General features: G+C 41.7%; 18 protein-coding genes. All 18 read right to left on the reverse strand.

Annotation, left to right across the window (positions count from 1 at the left end; genetic code table 11):
- Positions 1-374 precede the first annotated feature (374 nt).
- Positions 375-1,670 (reverse strand): lycopene cyclase family protein, encoded by a 1,296-nt coding sequence (locus tag ACX0G7_RS06770; RefSeq protein ID WP_458922675.1) that lies wholly within the window; start codon positions 1,668-1,670, stop codon positions 375-377.
- Positions 1,671-1,739: 69 nt separating this feature from the next.
- On the reverse strand, positions 1,740-2,270 hold the full coding sequence (locus tag ACX0G7_RS06775) for a sterol desaturase family protein (RefSeq protein ID WP_458922676.1): 531 nt from the start codon (positions 2,268-2,270) through the stop codon (positions 1,740-1,742).
- A gap of 10 nt (positions 2,271-2,280) precedes the next feature.
- On the reverse strand, positions 2,281-2,820 hold the full coding sequence (gene idi / locus ACX0G7_RS06780) for an isopentenyl-diphosphate Delta-isomerase (RefSeq protein WP_458922677.1): 540 nt from the start codon (positions 2,818-2,820) through the stop codon (positions 2,281-2,283).
- Positions 2,821-2,827: 7 nt separating this feature from the next.
- Complete coding sequence (locus ACX0G7_RS06785; RefSeq protein ID WP_458922678.1) at positions 2,828-3,664, reverse strand: phytoene/squalene synthase family protein; 837 nt, start codon at positions 3,662-3,664, stop codon at positions 2,828-2,830.
- Positions 3,665-3,886: 222 nt separating this feature from the next.
- The gene (locus ACX0G7_RS06790) at positions 3,887-5,593 is read right to left on the reverse strand and encodes a phytoene desaturase family protein (RefSeq protein ID WP_458922721.1); all 1,707 of its coding nucleotides are present in this window, start codon (positions 5,591-5,593) and stop codon (positions 3,887-3,889) included.
- A gap of 492 nt (positions 5,594-6,085) precedes the next feature.
- Positions 6,086-6,586: an RNA polymerase sigma factor gene (locus tag ACX0G7_RS06795; RefSeq protein ID WP_458922679.1), complete on the reverse strand. Its 501-nt coding sequence runs from the start codon at positions 6,584-6,586 to the stop codon at positions 6,086-6,088.
- 443 nt (positions 6,587-7,029) lie between these two features.
- Positions 7,030-7,917, reverse strand: coding sequence for a MerR family transcriptional regulator (locus ACX0G7_RS06800; protein WP_458922680.1), 888 nt, complete (start codon positions 7,915-7,917; stop codon positions 7,030-7,032).
- A 45-nt stretch (positions 7,918-7,962) separates the two neighbouring features.
- Positions 7,963-8,703, reverse strand: coding sequence for a tyrosine-protein phosphatase (locus ACX0G7_RS06805; RefSeq protein ID WP_458922681.1), 741 nt, complete (start codon positions 8,701-8,703; stop codon positions 7,963-7,965).
- Between the two features lie 252 nt (positions 8,704-8,955).
- Positions 8,956-9,894 (reverse strand): GDP-L-fucose synthase family protein, encoded by a 939-nt coding sequence (locus ACX0G7_RS06810; RefSeq protein ID WP_458922682.1) that lies wholly within the window; start codon positions 9,892-9,894, stop codon positions 8,956-8,958.
- A gap of 62 nt (positions 9,895-9,956) precedes the next feature.
- Positions 9,957-11,072, reverse strand: a complete 1,116-nt coding sequence (gene gmd / locus ACX0G7_RS06815; protein ID WP_458922683.1) for a GDP-mannose 4,6-dehydratase — start codon at positions 11,070-11,072, stop codon at positions 9,957-9,959.
- A 137-nt stretch (positions 11,073-11,209) separates the two neighbouring features.
- The gene (locus ACX0G7_RS06820) at positions 11,210-11,974 is read right to left on the reverse strand and encodes a glycosyltransferase family 2 protein (RefSeq protein WP_458922684.1); all 765 of its coding nucleotides are present in this window, start codon (positions 11,972-11,974) and stop codon (positions 11,210-11,212) included.
- A 230-nt stretch (positions 11,975-12,204) separates the two neighbouring features.
- Positions 12,205-12,783, reverse strand: coding sequence for a WcaF family extracellular polysaccharide biosynthesis acetyltransferase (locus ACX0G7_RS06825; protein ID WP_458922685.1), 579 nt, complete (start codon positions 12,781-12,783; stop codon positions 12,205-12,207).
- A 556-nt stretch (positions 12,784-13,339) separates the two neighbouring features.
- Positions 13,340-14,014, reverse strand: coding sequence for an acyltransferase family protein (locus ACX0G7_RS06830; RefSeq protein WP_458922722.1), 675 nt, complete (start codon positions 14,012-14,014; stop codon positions 13,340-13,342).
- A gap of 240 nt (positions 14,015-14,254) precedes the next feature.
- On the reverse strand, positions 14,255-15,466 hold the full coding sequence (locus tag ACX0G7_RS06835) for a hypothetical protein (protein WP_458922686.1): 1,212 nt from the start codon (positions 15,464-15,466) through the stop codon (positions 14,255-14,257).
- 41 nt (positions 15,467-15,507) lie between these two features.
- Positions 15,508-16,434, reverse strand: coding sequence for a glycosyltransferase (locus tag ACX0G7_RS06840; protein WP_458922687.1), 927 nt, complete (start codon positions 16,432-16,434; stop codon positions 15,508-15,510).
- Between the two features lie 27 nt (positions 16,435-16,461).
- A complete protein-coding gene (locus ACX0G7_RS06845) occupies positions 16,462-17,559 on the reverse strand; it encodes a glycosyltransferase (protein ID WP_458922688.1) in 1,098 nt (365 codons plus the stop codon).
- Positions 17,546-18,868: an O-antigen polysaccharide polymerase Wzy gene (gene wzy, locus ACX0G7_RS06850; RefSeq protein WP_458922689.1), complete on the reverse strand. Its 1,323-nt coding sequence runs from the start codon at positions 18,866-18,868 to the stop codon at positions 17,546-17,548. The genes ACX0G7_RS06845 and wzy overlap by 14 nt, the downstream gene beginning before the upstream one ends.
- Positions 18,846-19,982, reverse strand: coding sequence for a glycosyltransferase family 4 protein (locus ACX0G7_RS06855; RefSeq protein ID WP_458922690.1), 1,137 nt, complete (start codon positions 19,980-19,982; stop codon positions 18,846-18,848). The genes wzy and ACX0G7_RS06855 overlap by 23 nt, the downstream gene beginning before the upstream one ends.

The raw sequence follows: 19,982 nt of genomic DNA on the forward strand, positions 1-19,982 counted from the left end.
CATTGTTAATAACAGGAACAGGATAAATATCACTCATAAATAAGGCATTTGTTAATACCAGGAACAGGAGAAATATTGCTTGCAAATAAGGCATTTGTTAATACCAGGAACAGGAGAAATATCACTTCTAAATAAGGCACTTGTTAACACCAGGAACAGGAGAAATATCACTTCTAAATAAGGCACTTGCTAATACCATGAACAGGAGAAATATTGCTTTTTATGAAGGTACTTGTTAATAGGAGGAACGGGAGAGAAATTGTCTTTAGCTAGAGTACTGTCAACAACCGAAATGGGAAAACCCACATCTTTGACCGGTGTTAACAGCATTGCACATGACAGCTTTATCCTGAATTTTGGGATAGCCGCCTGGTTTATGTATGGAGAACCGGTGAACCGGGCGGTTTTGTTGCCTGCTGGACGGCGGCTTTTGCAAATGTCAGTACCGGTAACGCACGGATCACGGTAAGATCCTGGGCCAGGCTGGATTCATTATCCAGGAACCTGAAGACGTCGGCAATCCTGTTTTTACGGAAAAGTTCCGTAAAGATAAAGGCGCCCGGTAGCTTACCCGTTGCCAGTACGTTCAGAAGGATGGAATCGTACCAATTGAACTTTTTGGCTGCGAATGTCGTTTTTGCAATGGGAAACTTATTTGTTGCCAGGCGTGAAGCCATGGCGTCGGCCTGTTTCTGGATAGATGTAAAGGTATAGCCGGTCGATGGTTTCGTCTGACCGCCTGCGGTGCCAATATGTATCACCCTGCCGTCGTAAGCGGGGAATGGAACGTTTGTCATCGGGATCACGCCGAACTCGGAGGAAACAATTTCATAGGTGTTGATGTTCAACACGGTTTTTATGTATTCGTGAATCGCCACGTCATATTCCTGTTGAGAGAGCAGACCCGCAGTAAACAAAGTATACTCCACCAAGGCTTCCCGCTCAGATAACGGCAACACATAAACGAAAGTGGTACCGTTGTGCTGGCTCACCCGGAAGTCCATTAGTGTTCCTTTGTTGGGATCAAATACATCAGCGGCGGTCCTGATAAAAAATCCTTTAAAATGCTGGAGAAGGGTATAGTATTGCGAGATGGATGGATTTGGTGTTAAGCTATTGATGGTTTGTGCTGAGGTTGAAGCGGGACCAGGTTCCGGGTGAATTATTGGTGACCCGTTCCATTGTGATGCGTTAATTTTTAACGCAGGTAGTTGTGACAAGGTATGATTCAGCAACGTGCTGTTGAAAACATAATCAGCTGTGAAGGCGTCTCCTGTTGTGGTCACAAACGCGGCATTGCCGTGGTTCCCGATGGCAATTATTTCATCCTGCAGCATTGTCACCTGCGGTGTTGACCTGATCTGATCAAGACAGTGATTATAAAAATCAATCCCCCGGATCATCTTATACCGGTAAGGCGCTATATCAAAAGTGCCGGCATATTCTTGCCCGTATATACCGAGATTATCCCAGGAATGGTGAACAAGCGATTCGAAAAAACCCGTTTTCTTCTCCCAGAAACACCAGGTGCGATCGTTTGCGGTTTTTGAAGACTTATCAATGATCAACACCTTTTTATCTTTCAGACTACCGGATTTGATCAGTCGCATCAGCAGGCTGAATCCCGCGCAACCGGCGCCAGTAAAGATGTAATCGTAATGATTGGTCATTATAACGGTAACTGAAGGAGCTGTTAAAGTTAATGGCAGGGAACGGGTCACCGTCACCCAGCCGCCTTCCTACCGGGCTGTCGCTTCAAAACCTGTAGAATGCGTTCCTGACTTTTTGGTGGCAGCATCTTCCTGCATTTTTTTGTCGCGTTTGATCTTGTCCCAATACTTTTTATGCACGATCAGCATGCCGAAACATTCACCGTCGTGTTTTCCAAGATGTTTATGGTGCATTTTGTGGCCCCAGCGGATGGCCCTCACATAGGTGCTGTTGGAGCGGCTGAACCATTTGAAACGTTGATGTATTATCACATCATGCACCACGAAATAGGCAATACCATAAGCCATCACCCCGTAGCAAACAGCCTGTAACCAATAAATGCTGTTAAGGGTGCCATATAAAATGCCGAAAAAAGTCGGAATGCCGAAAATAAGAAAAAAGGCATCGTTTTTCTCAAAGAAACCGGGTCCTTTCTGGTGATGATCTTCATGCAAATACCAGAGAAAACCGTGCATCACATAACGGTGAGTAAGCCAGGTAATTACTTCCATGAGGGCAAATGTGCCAAGAAAAATGCCTATAAATACGAATGGATTCATTTTGCACAGTTTAAATTAAAGCCGCCCCTGCCTCGGCCAGTTTCATTTTCACCTTTGGAAAAGCGATATGAAACCAACTCGTGTATTTAGCCGGATGTGACTGCAGGGTCGCTTCAATCTCATCGAGGCTCTTAAAACAATAGTCCTTCACTTCATCAGGGTTGGGTTTGATAGTGCCTTCGAAAACGCCGGTATACACATGATCATATTCATGCTCGGTCAAACCGTTATCGAAGCGGGTCTGGTACGTGAACTCGAAGATCTTTGTCAGCGCGGTCGAGAAGCCCATTTCTTCTATCAGTCGCCTGCTGGCTGCACTCAATGTGTCTTCACCGGGTGAGGGATGGCTGCAGCATGCATTTGTCCATAACCCTGCGCTGTGGTATTTGTTGCGGGCACGTTGCTGCAACAACATCTCCCCTTTTTTATTAAAGATGAATACACTGAACGCACGGTGCAAAACTGCTTTCTGATGTGCTTCCAGCTTCTCCATCTTCCCTATCTCCACATCCTGTTCATTAACAAGGATCACTTCCTGCGTACCTGGCATATTTAATTTACAATAAATTCAATTGATTTTTCAAACCCGCCCTTACCACGATCATCGCTTTTCCATAATTCGGAATCCTGATTCTTTCATCCATGATCCTGGAAGGTTGGAGTTTTTTTATTTTATTGAACAGTGAGAAATAATATTTGTATGCAACATACACACCAAATTTTGCTTTCCATGGTAATCTTACAATTCCCTGGTAAGCTTTTTTGAAATCGACCGCAATATCGTCCTCAATCAACTGTTTCATAGCCGGCGTAAAGTTCTTAAAATCAACCCCCGGGAAATAAGTGCGGTTCAATAGCTGGTGGTCATTTTTGACATCCCGCAAAAAGTTAACTTTTTGAAAAGCGGCACCCAGCGATTTGGCCGCAGGCATTAACTGGTTGTATTTATCCTGATCTCCTTCACAAAAAACATACAAACACATCAACCCCACTGATTCCGCACTGCCATAGATATATTCATTATAACCATCCTGGGTGTAAAACTGTTCGTGCAGGTCCATCTCCATGCTCTTGAAAAAAGCATCGATTAGTTTCCTGTCTATCTTGTATTGATTAGCGGTTAGCTGGAAGCTATGTAATATCGGGTTAAGACTTATCCCACGATCAAGTGCATCATAAGTTGCCTGTTTAAATTCCTGCAACAAATGTTGTTTATCATAGTCATGAAAAGTGTCAACAATCTCATCGGCAAATCTTACCAATCCATAGATATTATAGATCGGATTTCGAAGATCCTTATTTAATAAGTTAATTGCCGATGAAAATGAGCTGCTGTATTCCTTTGTTGTAATGCAGCTACACATCTGGCTGACCTTGTGAAAGAGGGGCATCATGCTTCAAACAATTTAACGATTTTAAGTCATTTCATCCTAAAGAAATTCACCACGATAGGTGGTTTGTATTATTGCCTGGACAAACCTGTTAAGATATAGTGCTCTTAATTACGTTGCTATCCTTGTTTAAGGTTTTGCAATGATGATCTGATAATACTTAAACATTCAACAGAATGAATCTCTTAATGTCTTTATTACAATGTCTTTATTGCAAACGTTCGTTTAACGCACTGCCTTCAGAAACTTCACTACTTCCCCTGCTACTATTTCGCCGCTGATCAGGCTGGGCGGCACTCCTGGCCCAGGCACAGTGAGTTGACCCGCGTAAAACAAGTTCCCGATCTTCTTTGATTTACACGAAGGTTTCAGGATAGCCGTTTGCTTCAAGGTATTAGCCAGGCCATATGCATTCCCTTTAAATGAATTATACCTATCTACGAAATCAGCATATGCAAAAGATTTTTTGAAGACGATTGAATTTTTGATCGATACGCCGGTCCTGTCTTCAAATCTTGATAAGATCTTTTGAAAATATAATTCACGTACGGCCTCTGTGTCGTCTTTCATACCAGCTGCAACCGGTATAAGGAAGAACAGATTTTCATGACCTGGTGGTGCAGCTGCGTCATCAGTGACTGATGACGCACAGACATAAAATAACGGATCAGTCGGCCATGCAGGTTGCTCATATATTTCAGTTGCATGTCTCTCGAAGTCCGTATCGAAGAACAATGAATGATGCAGAAGGTTGGAAATTTTTTTATTTATTCCTACATAATAGAGAAGGCAGGATGGAGCCATCTTCCGGGTGGCCCAGTATTGGCCGGAATATGATTGACATGAAGAAGGAAGCAGTTGTGTTTCGATATGATGATAATCGGCCGCGCCAATTACTGCATCGGCATAATAAACATTGCGACGGGTGAGCACTTCGTGTACGGATTTTTCTTCGACAGTTATTTCTGTAACTGCTTCGTTGAAGTTGAAGTCCACGCCGAGTTCCAGCGCCAGTTGATACATTGCATCTACCACCGCGTACATACCGCCGTCGGGATACCAGGTTCCGCCCACGATGTCAGCATAGTTCATGAGACTGTATAAAGCTGGTGTATCTTTTGGAAGCGCACCCAGGAACAAAACCGGGAACTTCAGTATTTCCCGTAACCTCGGATGCTGGAAATAATGGTTGACATGTTTTTCCATGGAGGTGAGGAGATCAAGCTGGAATGCTCCTTTCATCACTTCCAGGTCAGCAAATTCAAATATGGAAAGTCCGGGTTTATATACCAGCTTTTGCATACCTACCCGGTATTTGTATGCAGCTTCAGCAAGAAATTTATCGAGCCGGGCTGAGGAGCCGGGTTCAATGGATTCGAATAGATCTTTTAGCTGACCGAGATCAGCCGGGAGATCAGTATAATCCTGGAGATGATCAGTGGCATCGTTCCGGGAATCGGTGGCATCGTCAAGAGAATCAGTGGCGTCGTCCGGAGAATCAGTGGAATCGTCGCGAGGACCTGTCGCATGGCTTGGGGAGTCAGGCTCATCATTTGTCCCTGACTTTGGCCAGTAGATCCGGTAGGAAGGGTCGAGCCTCTCCAGTTTGTAGTAACCGGAAGTCTGTTTACCGAACGATCCGAAAAAACGATCGAAGACATCAGGCATCCAATACCAGCTTGGCCCCATATCAAAAGTGAAACCTGCAGTTTTTAGCTGGGCGGCTCTTCCGCCCGGTCCGGGTTGTTTTTCAAGAACGGTCACGCGCACTCCGGCTTTCGCGAGAAAACATGCGGATGATAGTCCGGCGAAACCGGCCCCTATGATAATAACGTGATGGGAATTACGAGTAATGAGTGATGAGTTATGGGTTAGTGATATGGGTTTGAGAGTTCGGCTTAGTGATGATGGTTTGAGATATGGATTTGAGATGTAGGCTTAATGATATTGGTTTGAGCTATTGGTTTGATCTATTAGTTTGAGTTATTGGGTTGAGCTGTTAGTTTGAGATATTGGTTTGAGCTATTAGTTTGTGATATGCTTTTGTGATATGGATTTAGCGATATGGCTTAGCGATATAGGTTAAATATAGTCGGTTAATGATCACGAATTAACTGTGGTTAGTGCTCAAGGGTTAATTATTGTAATGTGCTTTTTGGTTATTATCAACTATCGTTTGATAGCGGTCTGAGTTGGCATCATTGGTTAGCGCACTTGAGTGACTATCATTGGTTAGTGGTCTTGAATGACTGTCCTTGGTTATTGTTAGTGAGTTAATGTTATTTGGTTAGTGTTCGCAGGGCATTGCCAGTGTATGGTTTCAGGCAAAGCGAATGGTTGTTGAAGTTAGGAAATAAGAAAGGCATAGTTCGTTGAAATATGCCTTTCTTATCCGTGAGACCTGTTATTGCCAATATCGTCTGATTAATACCTGTTGATCTGTGACTTAAGCAGTTTGCGCGCAAAGTGGATCCGGCTCTTGATAGTTCCAAGGGGTTCGTTCATCATCTTCGAAATTTCATGGTACTTGAAACCGTCGAAATAAAGAAGGAACGGGTTCCGGAATATCTCCGGCAGATTATGAACCGCTTCCTGGATGTCTTTCAATCTTAAGGTGCTTTCCGCCGCATTTGACGCCACCGACTGGCTCTGGTTAAGCAGAAATTCATTCGGGGTATTATCGAAAATGGTGTTTTGCTTGGATTTCCTGCGGTAGTTATTGATAAATATATTCCGCATGATGGTATACAGCCATGCCTTAATGTTGGTGCCAACATTGTATTTTTCCTTATTCGCCAGGGCACGGAACAGTGTTTCCTGGAAAAGGTCCTTGGCCGCTTCTGAATCCCGGGTTAAGGTGATAGCAAACGGCTTCAGAAATTCCGCATTGTTCACCAGCATGTTGTTGAATTCGATTGTTGACATGGTCTGCGTTTATTATATTCCTAATAGTTTTATTAGCGTATTAGTGAGTTTTTGTAAGTGCGATTCTACGTTTTCTTAGGGGGTGATCCTGAACTTTCCTGGTTTCTTCCCCGCGGTTTGCGAGCGTTTTTCCGATTGTGTTCCCAAATTTAACCCCCGATTAGTTCCCGGCAAAGGATTTTGTTTAATTTTTCTGTTAAAAAGTTAAACAAAGTTTTACCCCTAACGATTACCTAAGCCTAAAAGATTGTGCCACTTGATTTTTGATGGCTAAACACTGACATAATGGCTGAATATCGTTTTTGCAACAATAAAAGGGTCATTTAAATCTGCAATACGACAGTAAGAGCCGCATCTTTAGACAGGAGTAACCTTGAGAAACCCCGAAACATACGGAAACCGAAACGGGTCAGATCGCAGGAGATGCGGAATTAACAATTCGATCAAATTGCATTGATAAATTCCATTACCTGCGGCAAAGATTTTTTCAATTGCACATTAGGTGGAATTTTGCGGTTGTAGTTCTGGGTGACGCTTCCCGAGATAACAAGTTGTGAGGCAGACGCAGCTTTCGAAGTGAATGAAATGAACTTAGCCAGATCAAAATTATCGGCTATGCAGGTAAGGTGGGTGTAGAGGAAGTCTGGCTTCTTAAGACTATAGACAAATTCGACATCCCTGGCCGGCACATTGGCACCCAGGTAGAGTACGGCGATGCCCCGGTTTTTCAGAAGATAATGTGTATAAAGTAACCCAAGTTCATGGTGCTCTCCTTCAGGCAGAAAAAGCAGTACCCGTTTTGGAGCTTCATGCCCGATGGGAACATCTTCACAGGCGTCAATTCCTGCTATGATCTTTTGCCTGATGATATTACTTACCAGGTGCTCCTGGGCAGGATTAATATTGCTGACGAGCCAGAGAATACCGAGTTTATCCAGGAAAGGAAAAATAACCTGGGTGATAGTTTTGTCTATTCCGCGCAGCGCAACCTGTTCATCCAGCAGCTTTTCAAAAAGATGCACATCCAGGTCAACCATACAATGGAGGAGTTCATTAAGGATCCTTTCCTGCTGGGCCTCACTGTGCGTGAGGGTTGTCAGTTTCTCGCGCATCTCCCGCTGACACATACGGTCTATATGAGAGATCTTGAACCCGTATTTATTAAGAAGAGCAATGTTCAGGATGGACTTGAGTTCTTCGCAGCTGTAGTACCTGATATTGGTGGACGTACGCTGTGGTTTTAGAAACGAATAGCGTTGCTCCCACATCCTGATGGTGTGAGCCTTTACCCCTGACAAATTCTCCAGGTCCTTTATAGTGAACGCATTCATGGGATTATTTACAACTGCTGAGGGCAATTGTTTGGCGATTAGCTGTTAAAGTAAGGGATTGAGTATTTTCCCGGTATCCAGCAACGCCTTTACCGGTCCCATTATCTGGGAGGATGATCTTAGCACTTCGAGGTGACGGTAGTGGTGCATATCGGTACCAATCATGTCGATATAGCCTTTTTTGATCAGGTAGTGGGCAAGCTCAGCGGCGGTTTTGCCATAATAATTAGCCACAGAAAGAATATTCATCTGGAACAGGATGCCCATGTCTTTAAGATGATCGTACATCAGTTTGTCACCAGCCAGGTAGAGATAACGTTCAGGATGAGCGAGGACTGGTTGATACCCTTTCATCTGCATGGCAAAGAGCATGTCCTTAAAATTTAAGGGAGCGCTGGAGAAAGAGATTTCCACGAGCACCATTTTATCCTTGATGGTAAGCAGCGGAGCGTCGGCCAGGAGGAGACTTTCAAAATATTCGTCCATATAGTATTCCGCTGCTGCGCGGGTAGTGATATCCAGTTCGTGGTCCTGTATCCCTTGTTGAAGCACTTTGTGCCCCGCTCCTATGGTTTCCGGATCGTTTTTATACATGTCTGAAATGACATGTGGAGTGGTTACTATCCGGGTGTAACCCAGATCCATGAGTCCTTTAATGAGAATTACGGAACTTTCTACATTATCGCAACCGTCATCTATTGCCGGAATAAAGTGGGAGTGCATATCTGTGGCAATCTCACTCAGATCTATTTTGTTGGAACCGTGTTTTTTGAAGATCGAGAACATAGGGGTACAATATTAGATAATTTGTATTACAAATTATAATGGTACGAATCAGGGCATAACCGGCTTGCATTTGGTGATTTTTCGGAATTAAACCAATAAAAAATCCCCGTAGCAAACTACCTTCCGATGATGCAGTTTCGACATTTGTGATGTAGTACGCTGCAGAATTGGATAGTAATCACCTAACGGGGATCTACTAAAAATATTTGATCAGTGACCGAATTTGACGGCGGTCATGGGTCGGTGTTCGCTCTAATGCTGAGGTTGATATTTTGCCGCGAACTCCTTATATACCGATTCAATTCCTTCCCTCAACCCAATTTTTGCTTTCCAGCCAGCTTTGGTGAGTTTACTTACGTCGAGCTGCTTCCTCGGTGTACCGTCGGGCTTTGAATAGTCATGGACTATTTCACCCTTATACCCAACAATTTCCTTAACAAGCTCGGCCAATTCCCTGATCTCTATATCCACTCCTGTTCCGACGTTTACCGGGCCGGGTTCGTTATAGTTCAAAAGCAAATAGTAGCACGCATCAGCCAGGTCATCCGCATGCATCAATTCACGCCTGGGCTTACCTGAACCCCAGATTGTAACGGTCGGCTTACCATCGATTTTAGCATCGTGGAACTTCCTGATCATAGCCGGCAATACGTGTGACTTTTCCAGGTCGTAGTTGTCATTCGGACCATACATATTTGTTGGCATTACCGATATGAAATTGCAGCCGTATTGTGCACGATAAGCATCGCAAAGTTTTATACCTGCTATTTTTGCTATCGCGTACGGTTCATTGGTTTGTTCGAGCTCCCCGGTCAGCAGATACTCTTCTTTTATTGGTTGTGGAGCAAGCTTGGGGTAGATGCAGGATGAACCCAGGAACATTAATTTTTTGACACCGTTTACGTAAGATGCATGTACTACGTTATTCTGGATCATCAGGTTTTCATAGATGAACATGCCTCTATAGGTGTTGTTCGCCATAATGCCGCCAACCTTTGCCGCAGCCAGTATTACATAATCAGGCTTTTCTTTTTCGAAGAACTCGTTAACATCGTGCTGGTTCGTTAAATCAAGATCATTGGAAGTCCGCAGAATCAGGTTAGTATAACCTTCTTTTTCAAGCTTGCGACGTATTGCCGAACCAACCATCCCTCTATGACCTGCTAAATAAATTCTATCTGTTTTCTGCATTGCTCATTATTGTTGTTGGAAATACCGGATCTAAAGACAAACCAATATCCACACTAATTTATTTATTCGTATTGATTCTTGATGGCAAATCCGGATTCATGTAACAGTTTTTCTCTTTTAAAGAGTTCCACATCGTGCTCAACCATTTCTTCGACGAGCCCATCGAGATCATACTTTGGTTTCCAGCCAAGTTGTGTCTGTGATTTGGTGGGATCACCAATCAGCAGATCTACTTCAGTTGGACGGTAATATCTTGGATCAACAGCCACAACAGTTTTGCCAATTTCTACCGGGTAGTCAGGATTATTACTTTCGACAACTATGCCTATTTCTTTTTCATTTTTTCCCTTAAATTCCAATTCAACACCCACCTGCCTGAATGCCTTAATGATGAAATCACGGACAGAGGTAGTTACTCCAGTAGCGATCACATAGTCTTCAGGAATATCCTGTTGTAAAATCAGCCACATCGCTTCCACGTAGTCTTTGGCATGACCCCAGTCACGTTTTGCGTCCAGGTTACCCAGGAATATTTTATCCTGGAATCCAAGAGCAATTTTGGCGACCCCACGAGTAATTTTACGGGTAACAAAAGTCTCACCACGTAAAGGAGATTCGTGATTGAACAGGATTCCGTTAACCGCAAACATTCCATACGCCTCGCGGTAATTAACCGTGATCCAATAAGCATACATTTTTGCAACAGCATAAGGCGAGCGTGGATAGAATGGTGTTTTTTCCGACTGGGGAATTTCCTGCACCTTACCATATAACTCAGAAGTAGAAGCCTGGTATATTTTCGTCTTTTTGGTCAGCCCCAACAACCTTATAGCCTCGAGCAATCGAAGGGTCCCGATACCGTCAGCATTGGCAGTGTATTCAGGCGTTTCAAAACTTACAGCCACGTGGCTCATTGCGGCGAGGTTGTATATCTCGTCAGGTTGAACTTCCTGGATTATCCTGATCAGGTTCGTAGAATCGGTCAGATCGCCGTAGTGAAGGGTAAGTTGAATATTTTTTTCATGCGGATCCTGGTAGAGGTGGTCGATACGATCGGTATTGAACAATGAGCTACGTCTTTTGACGCCATGAACCTGGTAGCCTTTTGACAAAAGAAGTTCGGTGAGATATGCGCCATCCTGGCCCGTAACCCCGGTAACCAATGCTGTTTTTGACATAATTTATTTTCTTATTATTTATTAATACAATTAGCAAGCGATGCGACAATGGTTTATCAGGGTCGAAAGATTAATCCAATGTCTGAATCCGCCGATTTAACAGCTTTATATGATCAGTTCAATTTTCTTGCCCAATGTCATTTATTAATGAATTGGAAAATCTTCCTGATTGGTTTTAAATAGGTCGTGAAAAAATATGGCCTGATTCCGTTCAGTCGCCAGGCTTCCCGGTCTTCGCGGTTTGCTTTGAGGCGGTTTTGGAAAGATGCGTTACTGATTCCTCCTGTACGCATTTTGACCAGAACTTCAGGTATATAGCGGGCTTGCAACTTATGCTTCAATAAAATTCGGAGCATGATTTCATAATCGGCGGCTGATCGTAGAGTTAAATTAAAGGTGCCGGTCTGCTTATAAACGGAGCTTCTGACAAAGAAAGTAGGATGCGGAGGCATCCATCCAAAATAGAAATTCCTGACGCTAAAATAGCCCGAACGCCAATAACGAACAATTTTATTTATGTCGTTCGACGCAACATACTGTAAATCACCGTATACGGCGTCTACTGCCGGGTCCTCAAATGCCTTCATTACCTGCTCTATGACAGTATTCGATGCATAAACATCGTCCGAGTTCAGTATCCCGATTACGTCACCCTGAGCAAGAATGATGCCTTTATTCATGGCATCGTATACTCCCTGGTCCTTTTCGGAGATACATCTGGCAATATGTTTAAAACGTCTAACTTTTTCCAGGGTGTCGTCTGCGGATTGCCCATCTATGATGAGGTGTTCTATTTTTCCGGTCTGGGCATAAGTCTGGGTCCTGACACTTTCCAAGGTATCCTTTATAGTGGTGCCAGAGTTATAGCAGGCGGTGATTATTGAGATAGTTGGCTTTAGCACAGGGATAAAAGTTTCGGGCAGCGCCCTTAAACAAAAAAGCCACGTAGCTTTTGTACGGAATTTGTTTGTAGCATCGACAGAGGGCAGGTTGTTTGGAATTAGCAGGTTGTTGGCGCGCAAACGAGGAAGGCGTGGGAACTTCCATGAGGATTAATCTCCATGAGTATTAAAGAGTCGTTGTGTATTTCACCCTAATTGAGATTTAGAAATGATGGAATTCCTGGGCGAATTCAAGCTTTATACTCTTTTTTTCCTTGTATTATTCTGTCTTTAATTGCTACAGCCGGATTACCCTGATAGATGGTGAACGCTTCCAGGTTTTTTGTAGCAACGCTCTGAACAGATAACACTGAATGCGATTTGCAAGTAATTCCCGGACAGACAACTGATTTAGCGCCCAACCAAACTCCGTCTTCAATGGATATGGCGAGCACCATAAGGTCAAACTCTTTTGCTGCATAGTTATGGTTCCCGGTAAGCAACATCGCACCTTGCGAAATACAAACGCTTCTTCCAATAACAACATTAGCAAGATTATCGATCCAGACTTTTTCGCCGATCCAACTGTAATCGCCAATAAATAGCTTCCATGGATACTTGATATTGACGCCTGGTTTTATCACCACTCCCCTTCCAATCTTTGCACCAAACAACTTGAGAATAAATTTTTTGAGGCCAGATGAAGGGTTTAACGGGTTGATGAAAAACAAAACGTTGAAGAAGTACCACAATATCTGTTGCGACCTGGAGGCACCGATTTTATTACCGTACCAGTTGTTATTATATAGTGAGTTGTCAACTGTATTCATGATTGAGTATCTATCTGAGTCAGTTTTGACAAAAGTAAAAAAACTTGTTGCGATTTGAGGAATTCGTTTCGAGAGTATGAACAAAGCTCAAGAAAAAATACTTTTCAAAATTCCCCGTTCAGATCTTGCCTTAATAAATTTAATCAAAAAGCGCCCCAGATTCATACCCGGCTTTTCTATCAAAATGTATGTGATATATGAAACTCCTGAAAGTAAAACAATAGTCGCTGTTAAGCATAAAAAAAAAGAAAAGTAATCATTCAATTCAAAAGAATATATGTATCTGTAAAATTCCCCCAAATAGTAAATTAGTTTGGGATGATTGAGATAGAGCGAATAGCTTATTAATCCAAAAAACAAGGCTGGTTTACTTACAACCATTTTCACCGGATAAAGGTATAATCCAATAAGCAAAAAGGCAAAAACCACTGCCATCACATAAATCATTGGAATAAACGAGTCGATAGCAGTATAAGGCAAGCCGACGAAACCTATTGTTGCAATTACCAACATAAGAACACCCCATGACTTATCAATTGGCTTTTTTCCTAACAGATCATATGTAAAAAAAACAAATTATACCTAACATGAAAACGGGCAATTGATGCAAAATCCCCGTGAAGGTTTTATACCGAGGAATATCCTGAGTTAAGGCATAATGAATTTTGGCGATGACAAGAGATAGACACAATCCAACAATGGCTCGTTTAAGACTGTTGCATATTCTAAATAAAAATGGAAATGCGATATAGAACACCATTTCTACACCCAGCGTCCAGCTGGCCCATACAATGCCCTCTTGTCTCCCGGGAATAAAGTTATAGATGAAAAAAGAATATATTGATAACATTGTCTTATCAGACCACAAATATGCAAAAACGCCTCTTTCCCACACAAGAGCAAACATCAAAAACAACCATACATAATACAAGGGGACAATACGAAATACCCTTATTATATAAAAAAACAGTGTAGAATTTTTTTGCGCTGATGTTCCCTGTAAAGTATAACACAAAGTGAAAGCACTAATAACAAAAAAAAGTGTCACACCATTCCAACCATTCAGAATTATTGGTTTGATGAGAGCTGGGACGGACATCGTAAAATCAGGGATCAAAGCCATATGAAACGCAACGACATAGAGGGCGGCAATCCCGCGTAATGCGTCAATAAAATCTAGCCTGGAATTTGGAGGGGTTGGGGCTGTTAACCATTGATTCGAAGATTGCAGGTTTTAGTTTCTTTATGTTGGCAGTTTTCGCAAACAGCACCGTTTTCTGTGAATCATAGATAGTAAAGGAGGACCAGCTAAAACTGACGAGTTGTAATTGTGTTCTTACAAGTATTTTAGTCCATTTATTTCCCTACACATAAATTATCAACAACCAAGGTTTGATATAATCCATGGTCCGTGCAATTATAATGAATTTCGGGGGTTTTCGACCGTTGTCATTGATGACTTATCCTTGTATCAACAAACATAAGTTATAAGTGAAGCAACGCCAATGGCTATGCCCAGTATTCGGGTAATCAAATTAAAATTCGAGGTTCTCAGGTAAGGATAAGCTAAAATGATCATAAATGGATATGCCTGAAAGACATATCGGGAAGAAAACTGATGCTGGATACTGAGAGATGAAAAAAGCACGGAACCAACGGCTAACAATGAGAATACAAAAATTTTATCTGATCTATGTTGATATAGGCGGAATAATAAAACTGCTACGAAATATAAACCAGCGGCGGTTACAACAGCAAATCCAAAATGTGGGTAATATTCATGAATTGCAGGGGGTAATATTTTCTGAGCCAATGTATTCAAAATAGGATATTGCTGATCAGTCGCTATGGCGAGTCCGAAACACCCTAAAAAGCCGGCTGTCGGAATTAGAATATTAATTTTGAATGGAAATTTAAGGAAGGCTGGTGCAATCAAAAACATTGTCAGCAGGCCATATCCAAGTGCAAACAAAAAATGTACTAATATTAATTCCCCCTTAACTCCCAAAGCTCCTTGAACCGGGATTAAACTTTCCCAGACAGAAAAACAATATAAAGGAAATGCAAGTGAAAAGACAATAAAAAGAATATTCTCAGGTAATTTACGCAGTGAAATGCCGTTTATCAAAATCATGAAAGGCAACATCAGGAGCATTGGCTGCCGCCCCATAATGGCAAAAGAATACATCAATCCCGCCAGCGACATCCATAAAAGATTAATCTTGCCGATAGCTTGTTTAGTTAAAAAAAACAGTGACGCTGACAAAAAAAACACAGCTGGGATTTCGGTGAGCGCCATTCCAATGCAAACAGCGGTCATTGGCACTGCCATTCCCAGCCATCCTATCGATTTATAACCTAGTTGTCTAAAAGTTTTATTTGTTATCCATGTAATTGCCAGAAACAAGAGGGGGTTCACCAGCCTGATCAGCGTAAATTTCATCTGGGTCAGGGGGGAAAATATGTATTGAACAATTGAATGGGTTGGACCAGCCGGGCCTTTTAGCAGCAATAGGAAGTCTTTCCCAAAGCCGTGCTTCGCAAGAAAGCCCACGTTCTCAAGATAATAAGGCTCATCATATACAAACCGTTGACTGTTCATAAAGGCTGCTAAAATCACTATGACCGCAAATCCAATTTTTTCAGGAATAAAATAATGATAATTTTCACTGGAGATTTTCATTGAATAATATTTCAAAACATCTTAAATGGTAAACCGGGTAATCATTCAATTACACGTGCGATATATTGCCGATAATCTTTCGAAGGCAAAAAAGCTAATTGGGTTCTGTTCGATAAAACCGAAAATGCCATAAAAACGGCCATAAAGAAAGCCTGGAAGATAATTATCATGAGGCCGATTATCACGGTAGTGGCCCAATTGGGAACTGCAAAATTTGTAAAAAATTTCCAAATCAGAGTTGCGATAATTCCAATGACGCAAGTGAGGACGGCACCAATAGAAAATACAATCAATCTTGTGGCAACAACATCGCTGTAAACAGAAATTGCGCTTAACCCATGAACAATGAGGCTATAGAAATTCATTTTTGAATGTCCTGCATACCGTTGGCCTCTCTCCAATGCTATCTTGGTGAAGGGTAATTTCGTTCTCAAAATTCCCGCAGAATAATGGTTCCAGATTTCTGACAAGCTGACGACTTTGAGAATATAGTCAGCAGGTATGAAGCTAAAATTGCCAAAATCTACAACTGACCCTGTTAGCCAATAAAAAATTCGTTTATACAGCCTGTAAAACCAGAGAAAAACCAATCCTTCTGACCGTTGCCCTCTTTTTGCAAATACAATTGTCTGAGACTTTTTCCCTGCAGTCATCAGCTTTCTGATATGTTGAGGTTTATCTTCTCCATCCGAGTCCATAACGATAACATCAGCACCGGGATACTTATCATTAATATGTGCCAGCCCAATAACGATTGCTTTTTGATGACCAAGGTTCCTCGTAAGTTCTATAATTTCCAGATCGGGGTGAGCGAGCATAAATTCTTTTTTAAGCAAGTCGCCTGAGCAGTCATTGATTGCGAGGAACCTTAACTGTGGTTCCGTACCTGGAAATTCTGATCGGATATCCCAAAGGAGTTTATCATAGGACTCCCAGTCATTGTATACGGGAGAAAGAACAATTGTCAAAGTAAGTCTGGTTACGTTTGTGAAAAATTATGTTTTGGCTAGCTTCAATTCCTTATTAAATAAATCAATCTGCATCGAAGTCACCGCACCGATAGAATATTTTTCTTCGATCAACTTCTTTGCTTTTCTGCTGGAATCAGAAATTCTAGCAGCATTCCAACAAGCAGCGTCTTCAATACCTCGTCTTATATCATCGACGTCAGTGGTAACTTCCAGTCCTATGTTGTGAATTTTCAAGTCAGGGAAGTTGCACCCACTTGAGATAATTGGAATCAGACCAGTAGCCATCGCTTCCAGCATGGAAGAGGGTAATCCTTCACTGAAAGAAGGTAGAATATAAAAATCACATAGGTCGAAAATATCCTTTTTAGCTTTACCAGATACAGTTCCAACGTAACTGATATTGTTACTTTGATTAATATACGGTTGTATTTTCTGCAATTCGCCTTGATCCGGACCAGCAATCAGCAGTTGAAAACCTGGGTTGTTATTCAATTTACTTATTATCCAGGCCTTTACAAGGCCAAAGACGTTTTTCTTTGAATGCAGCCTCGATAAAAAAAGAAACCGGACCACACCAGACGGCAAGAACTCTTTGTTTGTTTGTCTACCTGTTAAAACACCATTTGGGATGAAAATTACCCGACTTCGTGGGAATATCTTTTGCAAATTTTCTTGTTCTGGTGCTGACACTGCTCTTATCATGTCAGCTTTTTGAATAAGCCATTTTTCGACAAAGTGGAAGTATATTTTCTTTTTAAGCCACTTATGCCTAAGTGGCCATGGTTCAAGCATACCTTGGGGAACAAATATCCAACGAAATCCCATTTTTTTTAACGCTGCTCCCCATTTAGTTGGGTATTGCCATACTCCACTTGTGACGATAATGTCTTCAGCGGGTGTCAACGCCCTTTCTGCAATCAAATTTCTCAAAGAGTTTAAAGACCCATCGATTATCTGAATAAAAGTAACATTTTCATCCCGGCTATGGCCGTTATGGCTGCCAGGATGCCAAAGTTCTGATTTGATCCCGTGCAGTTTTAAAAGGCCGGCATTAATAATTGCAGCATTCCAAACACCAAAATTCAGATCCGAAACAGAATCAACTATATTAATTAACCTCACGGTGCCGAGAATTGCGTGATAAAAATCGAATTATCCAAATTGGGATCATCATATAAACGAAGTGATCAATAACCTGTGGGAAATACCCTCTTGTTATCCATTGAAATGTTGCCAGCGCAACTACGAAATATGATGCCACTTGCAGTTTGTCCTGTCTCCTGATATTGTTTGCGAACTTTCTTAAAAATACTCCCCAAAAAAAATGACCAAATACTATACCTGCCCAACCAAAGGCTATATATAAAGCGGCAACACTTAAAGTAGCTTCACCACTGAACCTTGCCCACCAGGCATCGTACGCCTGCAAAGTAGTCGCCAATTGAGGTGGCGGATAGAACCGGTCTTTATCAGGATATATTGCTCTTGGAATCATCCTGATAAAAACATAGCCGAACATGGTAAGACCATAATCATGCTGGGGATTTCTGTTAGGATTATCATAGAGCTTATAGACAGCCATATCTGGCAATGCGCCCCGTGTCTGATCAAAAAATTTTCCATAGTCATAGCTGAGTGGATCAAATTCTAGCTCGTTGTAAGTTTTCATGATCAATGTTTTCCGGTTTACAGTAGAAAACATAATTCCATAAAAAAATAACAGTGCAAGTATTCCGCCAACAGCTATTCTTTGAACACTTACTTCATTCTTGTACAGATAGACAAACAATATCCCAAAAAGTGATAAAACAATCCGGTATCGAAAGCCTAATATTGAAAAAAGGAACAAAGAGATGGCGATCCAAAACAACAATATTCTCCCGGGTATACCATATAAGTAAGCCAGGACTATCACGCATATCAGCGAGTCTGTAAAGTTCTGTAAGAAATAACTTCCTCCGCTCGCACCCAAACCCACTATTTCATTTCCGATGAAAACCTGTTGGATATTCGCACCTCCGATTGCCAGATTAAACAATACAATCCCATACAACGAATAAAATAAAATGGATATAATTTTATGGGGATCCTTAACATCATATACAGGCGGAGCCAGCCACAAATCGGTTTTATTCATATTAGCAATCCAGTATCCTAATATAAAACATAGAACACCCACAATATTAAACGCAAAACCAATTCCATAATAATCTCTGATGTCAGTGCCAATTATCACATAATTTTGATCAAAATAAAAAAACAGTGGAGTTATCAAAACGTAAATCGAATAGATAATCAACGTCCATAAATAAGGCAAATGCCGGTTCCACCCCCCGCGTACATATCCAAGTCTCAGGCCGATAAAAAAAACCACGACCATCAGCGTTGCTGTCAGGACAGTATACTCATTAAGAATTTGAACAAATGTCATATAGCTTTTTTGCGTTCAACTCAGAAGATAATTCTTCCCGTATATGTTGGTTTTTCTCCACAAACCCTGAAGCCAACCCTGGTTCAGAGCATAGTCTGATCATGGAGTGGGTATAAGCGTCGACATCCCCGGCCGCCAGAAGAAACGCATTATGATCATTAAGTTTATCAACTGCAGCTCCAGTTTCTTTACTGGCAATCACCGGCTTCTTTGCAGCTAATGCCTCGTTTATTACCAGACCCCAACCGTCATACCTGCTCGCGAATACAAAAGCGTCTGCAAGGTTAAACCAGTAAGGAATCATTTCTTTATCCTGGAATCCTAATAACAATATATCAGGATCTGATCCTGCTAATTCCTCCAGTTGTGCACGATCCGGTCCGTCACCGATGATAAGTAACCGGGCATGGTGTTTTTTGGGAACATTTTTGAAAGCTTTTATTAACGTGTCCATTCCTTTTCGAAAAATCAGTGAACCTGAACTCAGGAAAATGTATTCATTGTTATTTTGGTAGGTTGCTTTTAATTTATCAATAAAAGATGCGTCAAGATTCTTCGATTCAAATAATCCAATATTGATGTTATACGGGAGTTGATAAATCGGTTTTTGGTATGTATATTTCCTATATCCGGTTTCGGCCTTTTTACCTATGGCTAATATGCAATTGGTATATTTCAAAACCGGGTTAAGTGCAAATTGCTTTAGAAGGTGTTTAATTCGATTGTTTACGGGAAACACAGGTTCTGACCAATAAGCAACAAACTTCCCTCTTGCAAAATTTTTCATAATCGCAATCCTTACGTTCGGCGACCAATAGGTACCGTTAACGACAATATACTTTGCCGGATCAGAATTTATTATTTCATTAATCTCCGGGTCGTAATGAAAAGATGAAATCTTTTTCTGTACAGCTTTCGCTAACCATCCATTGCGTAATACCGTGACTTTATATCCTATCTGGTCAGCGTTCAGATTCCACTGGCGATCAACTTCCCGAACCGTAAAATAGACAACATGGAGATTGAAAAGTCTGTGTAATGCATCAAAAAAATCCAGCTGATAAGGTGTCGGCATGTTAGTGTAAAACGTCAGCCGCGGTTTAGACTCCTGCAT

It is taken from the genome of Flavitalea antarctica, assembly GCF_054461535.1.

Bases quoted from the DNA above. Each gene is read 5' to 3' on its own strand.
- ACX0G7_RS06770 (WP_458922675.1), bottom strand. From the start codon at position 1,670: ATGACCAATCATTACGATTACATCTTTACTGGCGCCGGTTGCGCGGGA.
- ACX0G7_RS06775 (WP_458922676.1), bottom strand. From the start codon at position 2,270: ATGAATCCATTCGTATTTATAGGCATTTTTCTTGGCACATTTGCCCTC.
- idi (WP_458922677.1), bottom strand. From the start codon at position 2,820: ATGCCAGGTACGCAGGAAGTGATCCTTGTTAATGAACAGGATGTGGAG.
- ACX0G7_RS06785 (WP_458922678.1), bottom strand. From the start codon at position 3,664: ATGATGCCCCTCTTTCACAAGGTCAGCCAGATGTGTAGCTGCATTACA.
- ACX0G7_RS06795 (WP_458922679.1), bottom strand. From the start codon at position 6,586: ATGTCAACAATCGAATTCAACAACATGCTGGTGAACAATGCGGAATTT.
- ACX0G7_RS06800 (WP_458922680.1), bottom strand. From the start codon at position 7,917: ATGAATGCGTTCACTATAAAGGACCTGGAGAATTTGTCAGGGGTAAAG.
- ACX0G7_RS06805 (WP_458922681.1), bottom strand. From the start codon at position 8,703: ATGTTCTCGATCTTCAAAAAACACGGTTCCAACAAAATAGATCTGAGT.
- ACX0G7_RS06810 (WP_458922682.1), bottom strand. From the start codon at position 9,894: ATGCAGAAAACAGATAGAATTTATTTAGCAGGTCATAGAGGGATGGTT.
- gmd (WP_458922683.1), bottom strand. From the start codon at position 11,072: ATGTCAAAAACAGCATTGGTTACCGGGGTTACGGGCCAGGATGGCGCA.
- ACX0G7_RS06825 (WP_458922685.1), bottom strand. From the start codon at position 12,783: ATGAATACAGTTGACAACTCACTATATAATAACAACTGGTACGGTAAT.
- ACX0G7_RS06835 (WP_458922686.1), bottom strand. From the start codon at position 15,466: ATGAAAATCTCCAGTGAAAATTATCATTATTTTATTCCTGAAAAAATT.
- wzy (WP_458922689.1), bottom strand. From the start codon at position 18,868: ATGACATTTGTTCAAATTCTTAATGAGTATACTGTCCTGACAGCAACG.
- ACX0G7_RS06855 (WP_458922690.1), bottom strand. From the start codon at position 19,982: ATGCAGGAGTCTAAACCGCGGCTGACGTTTTACACTAACATGCCGACA.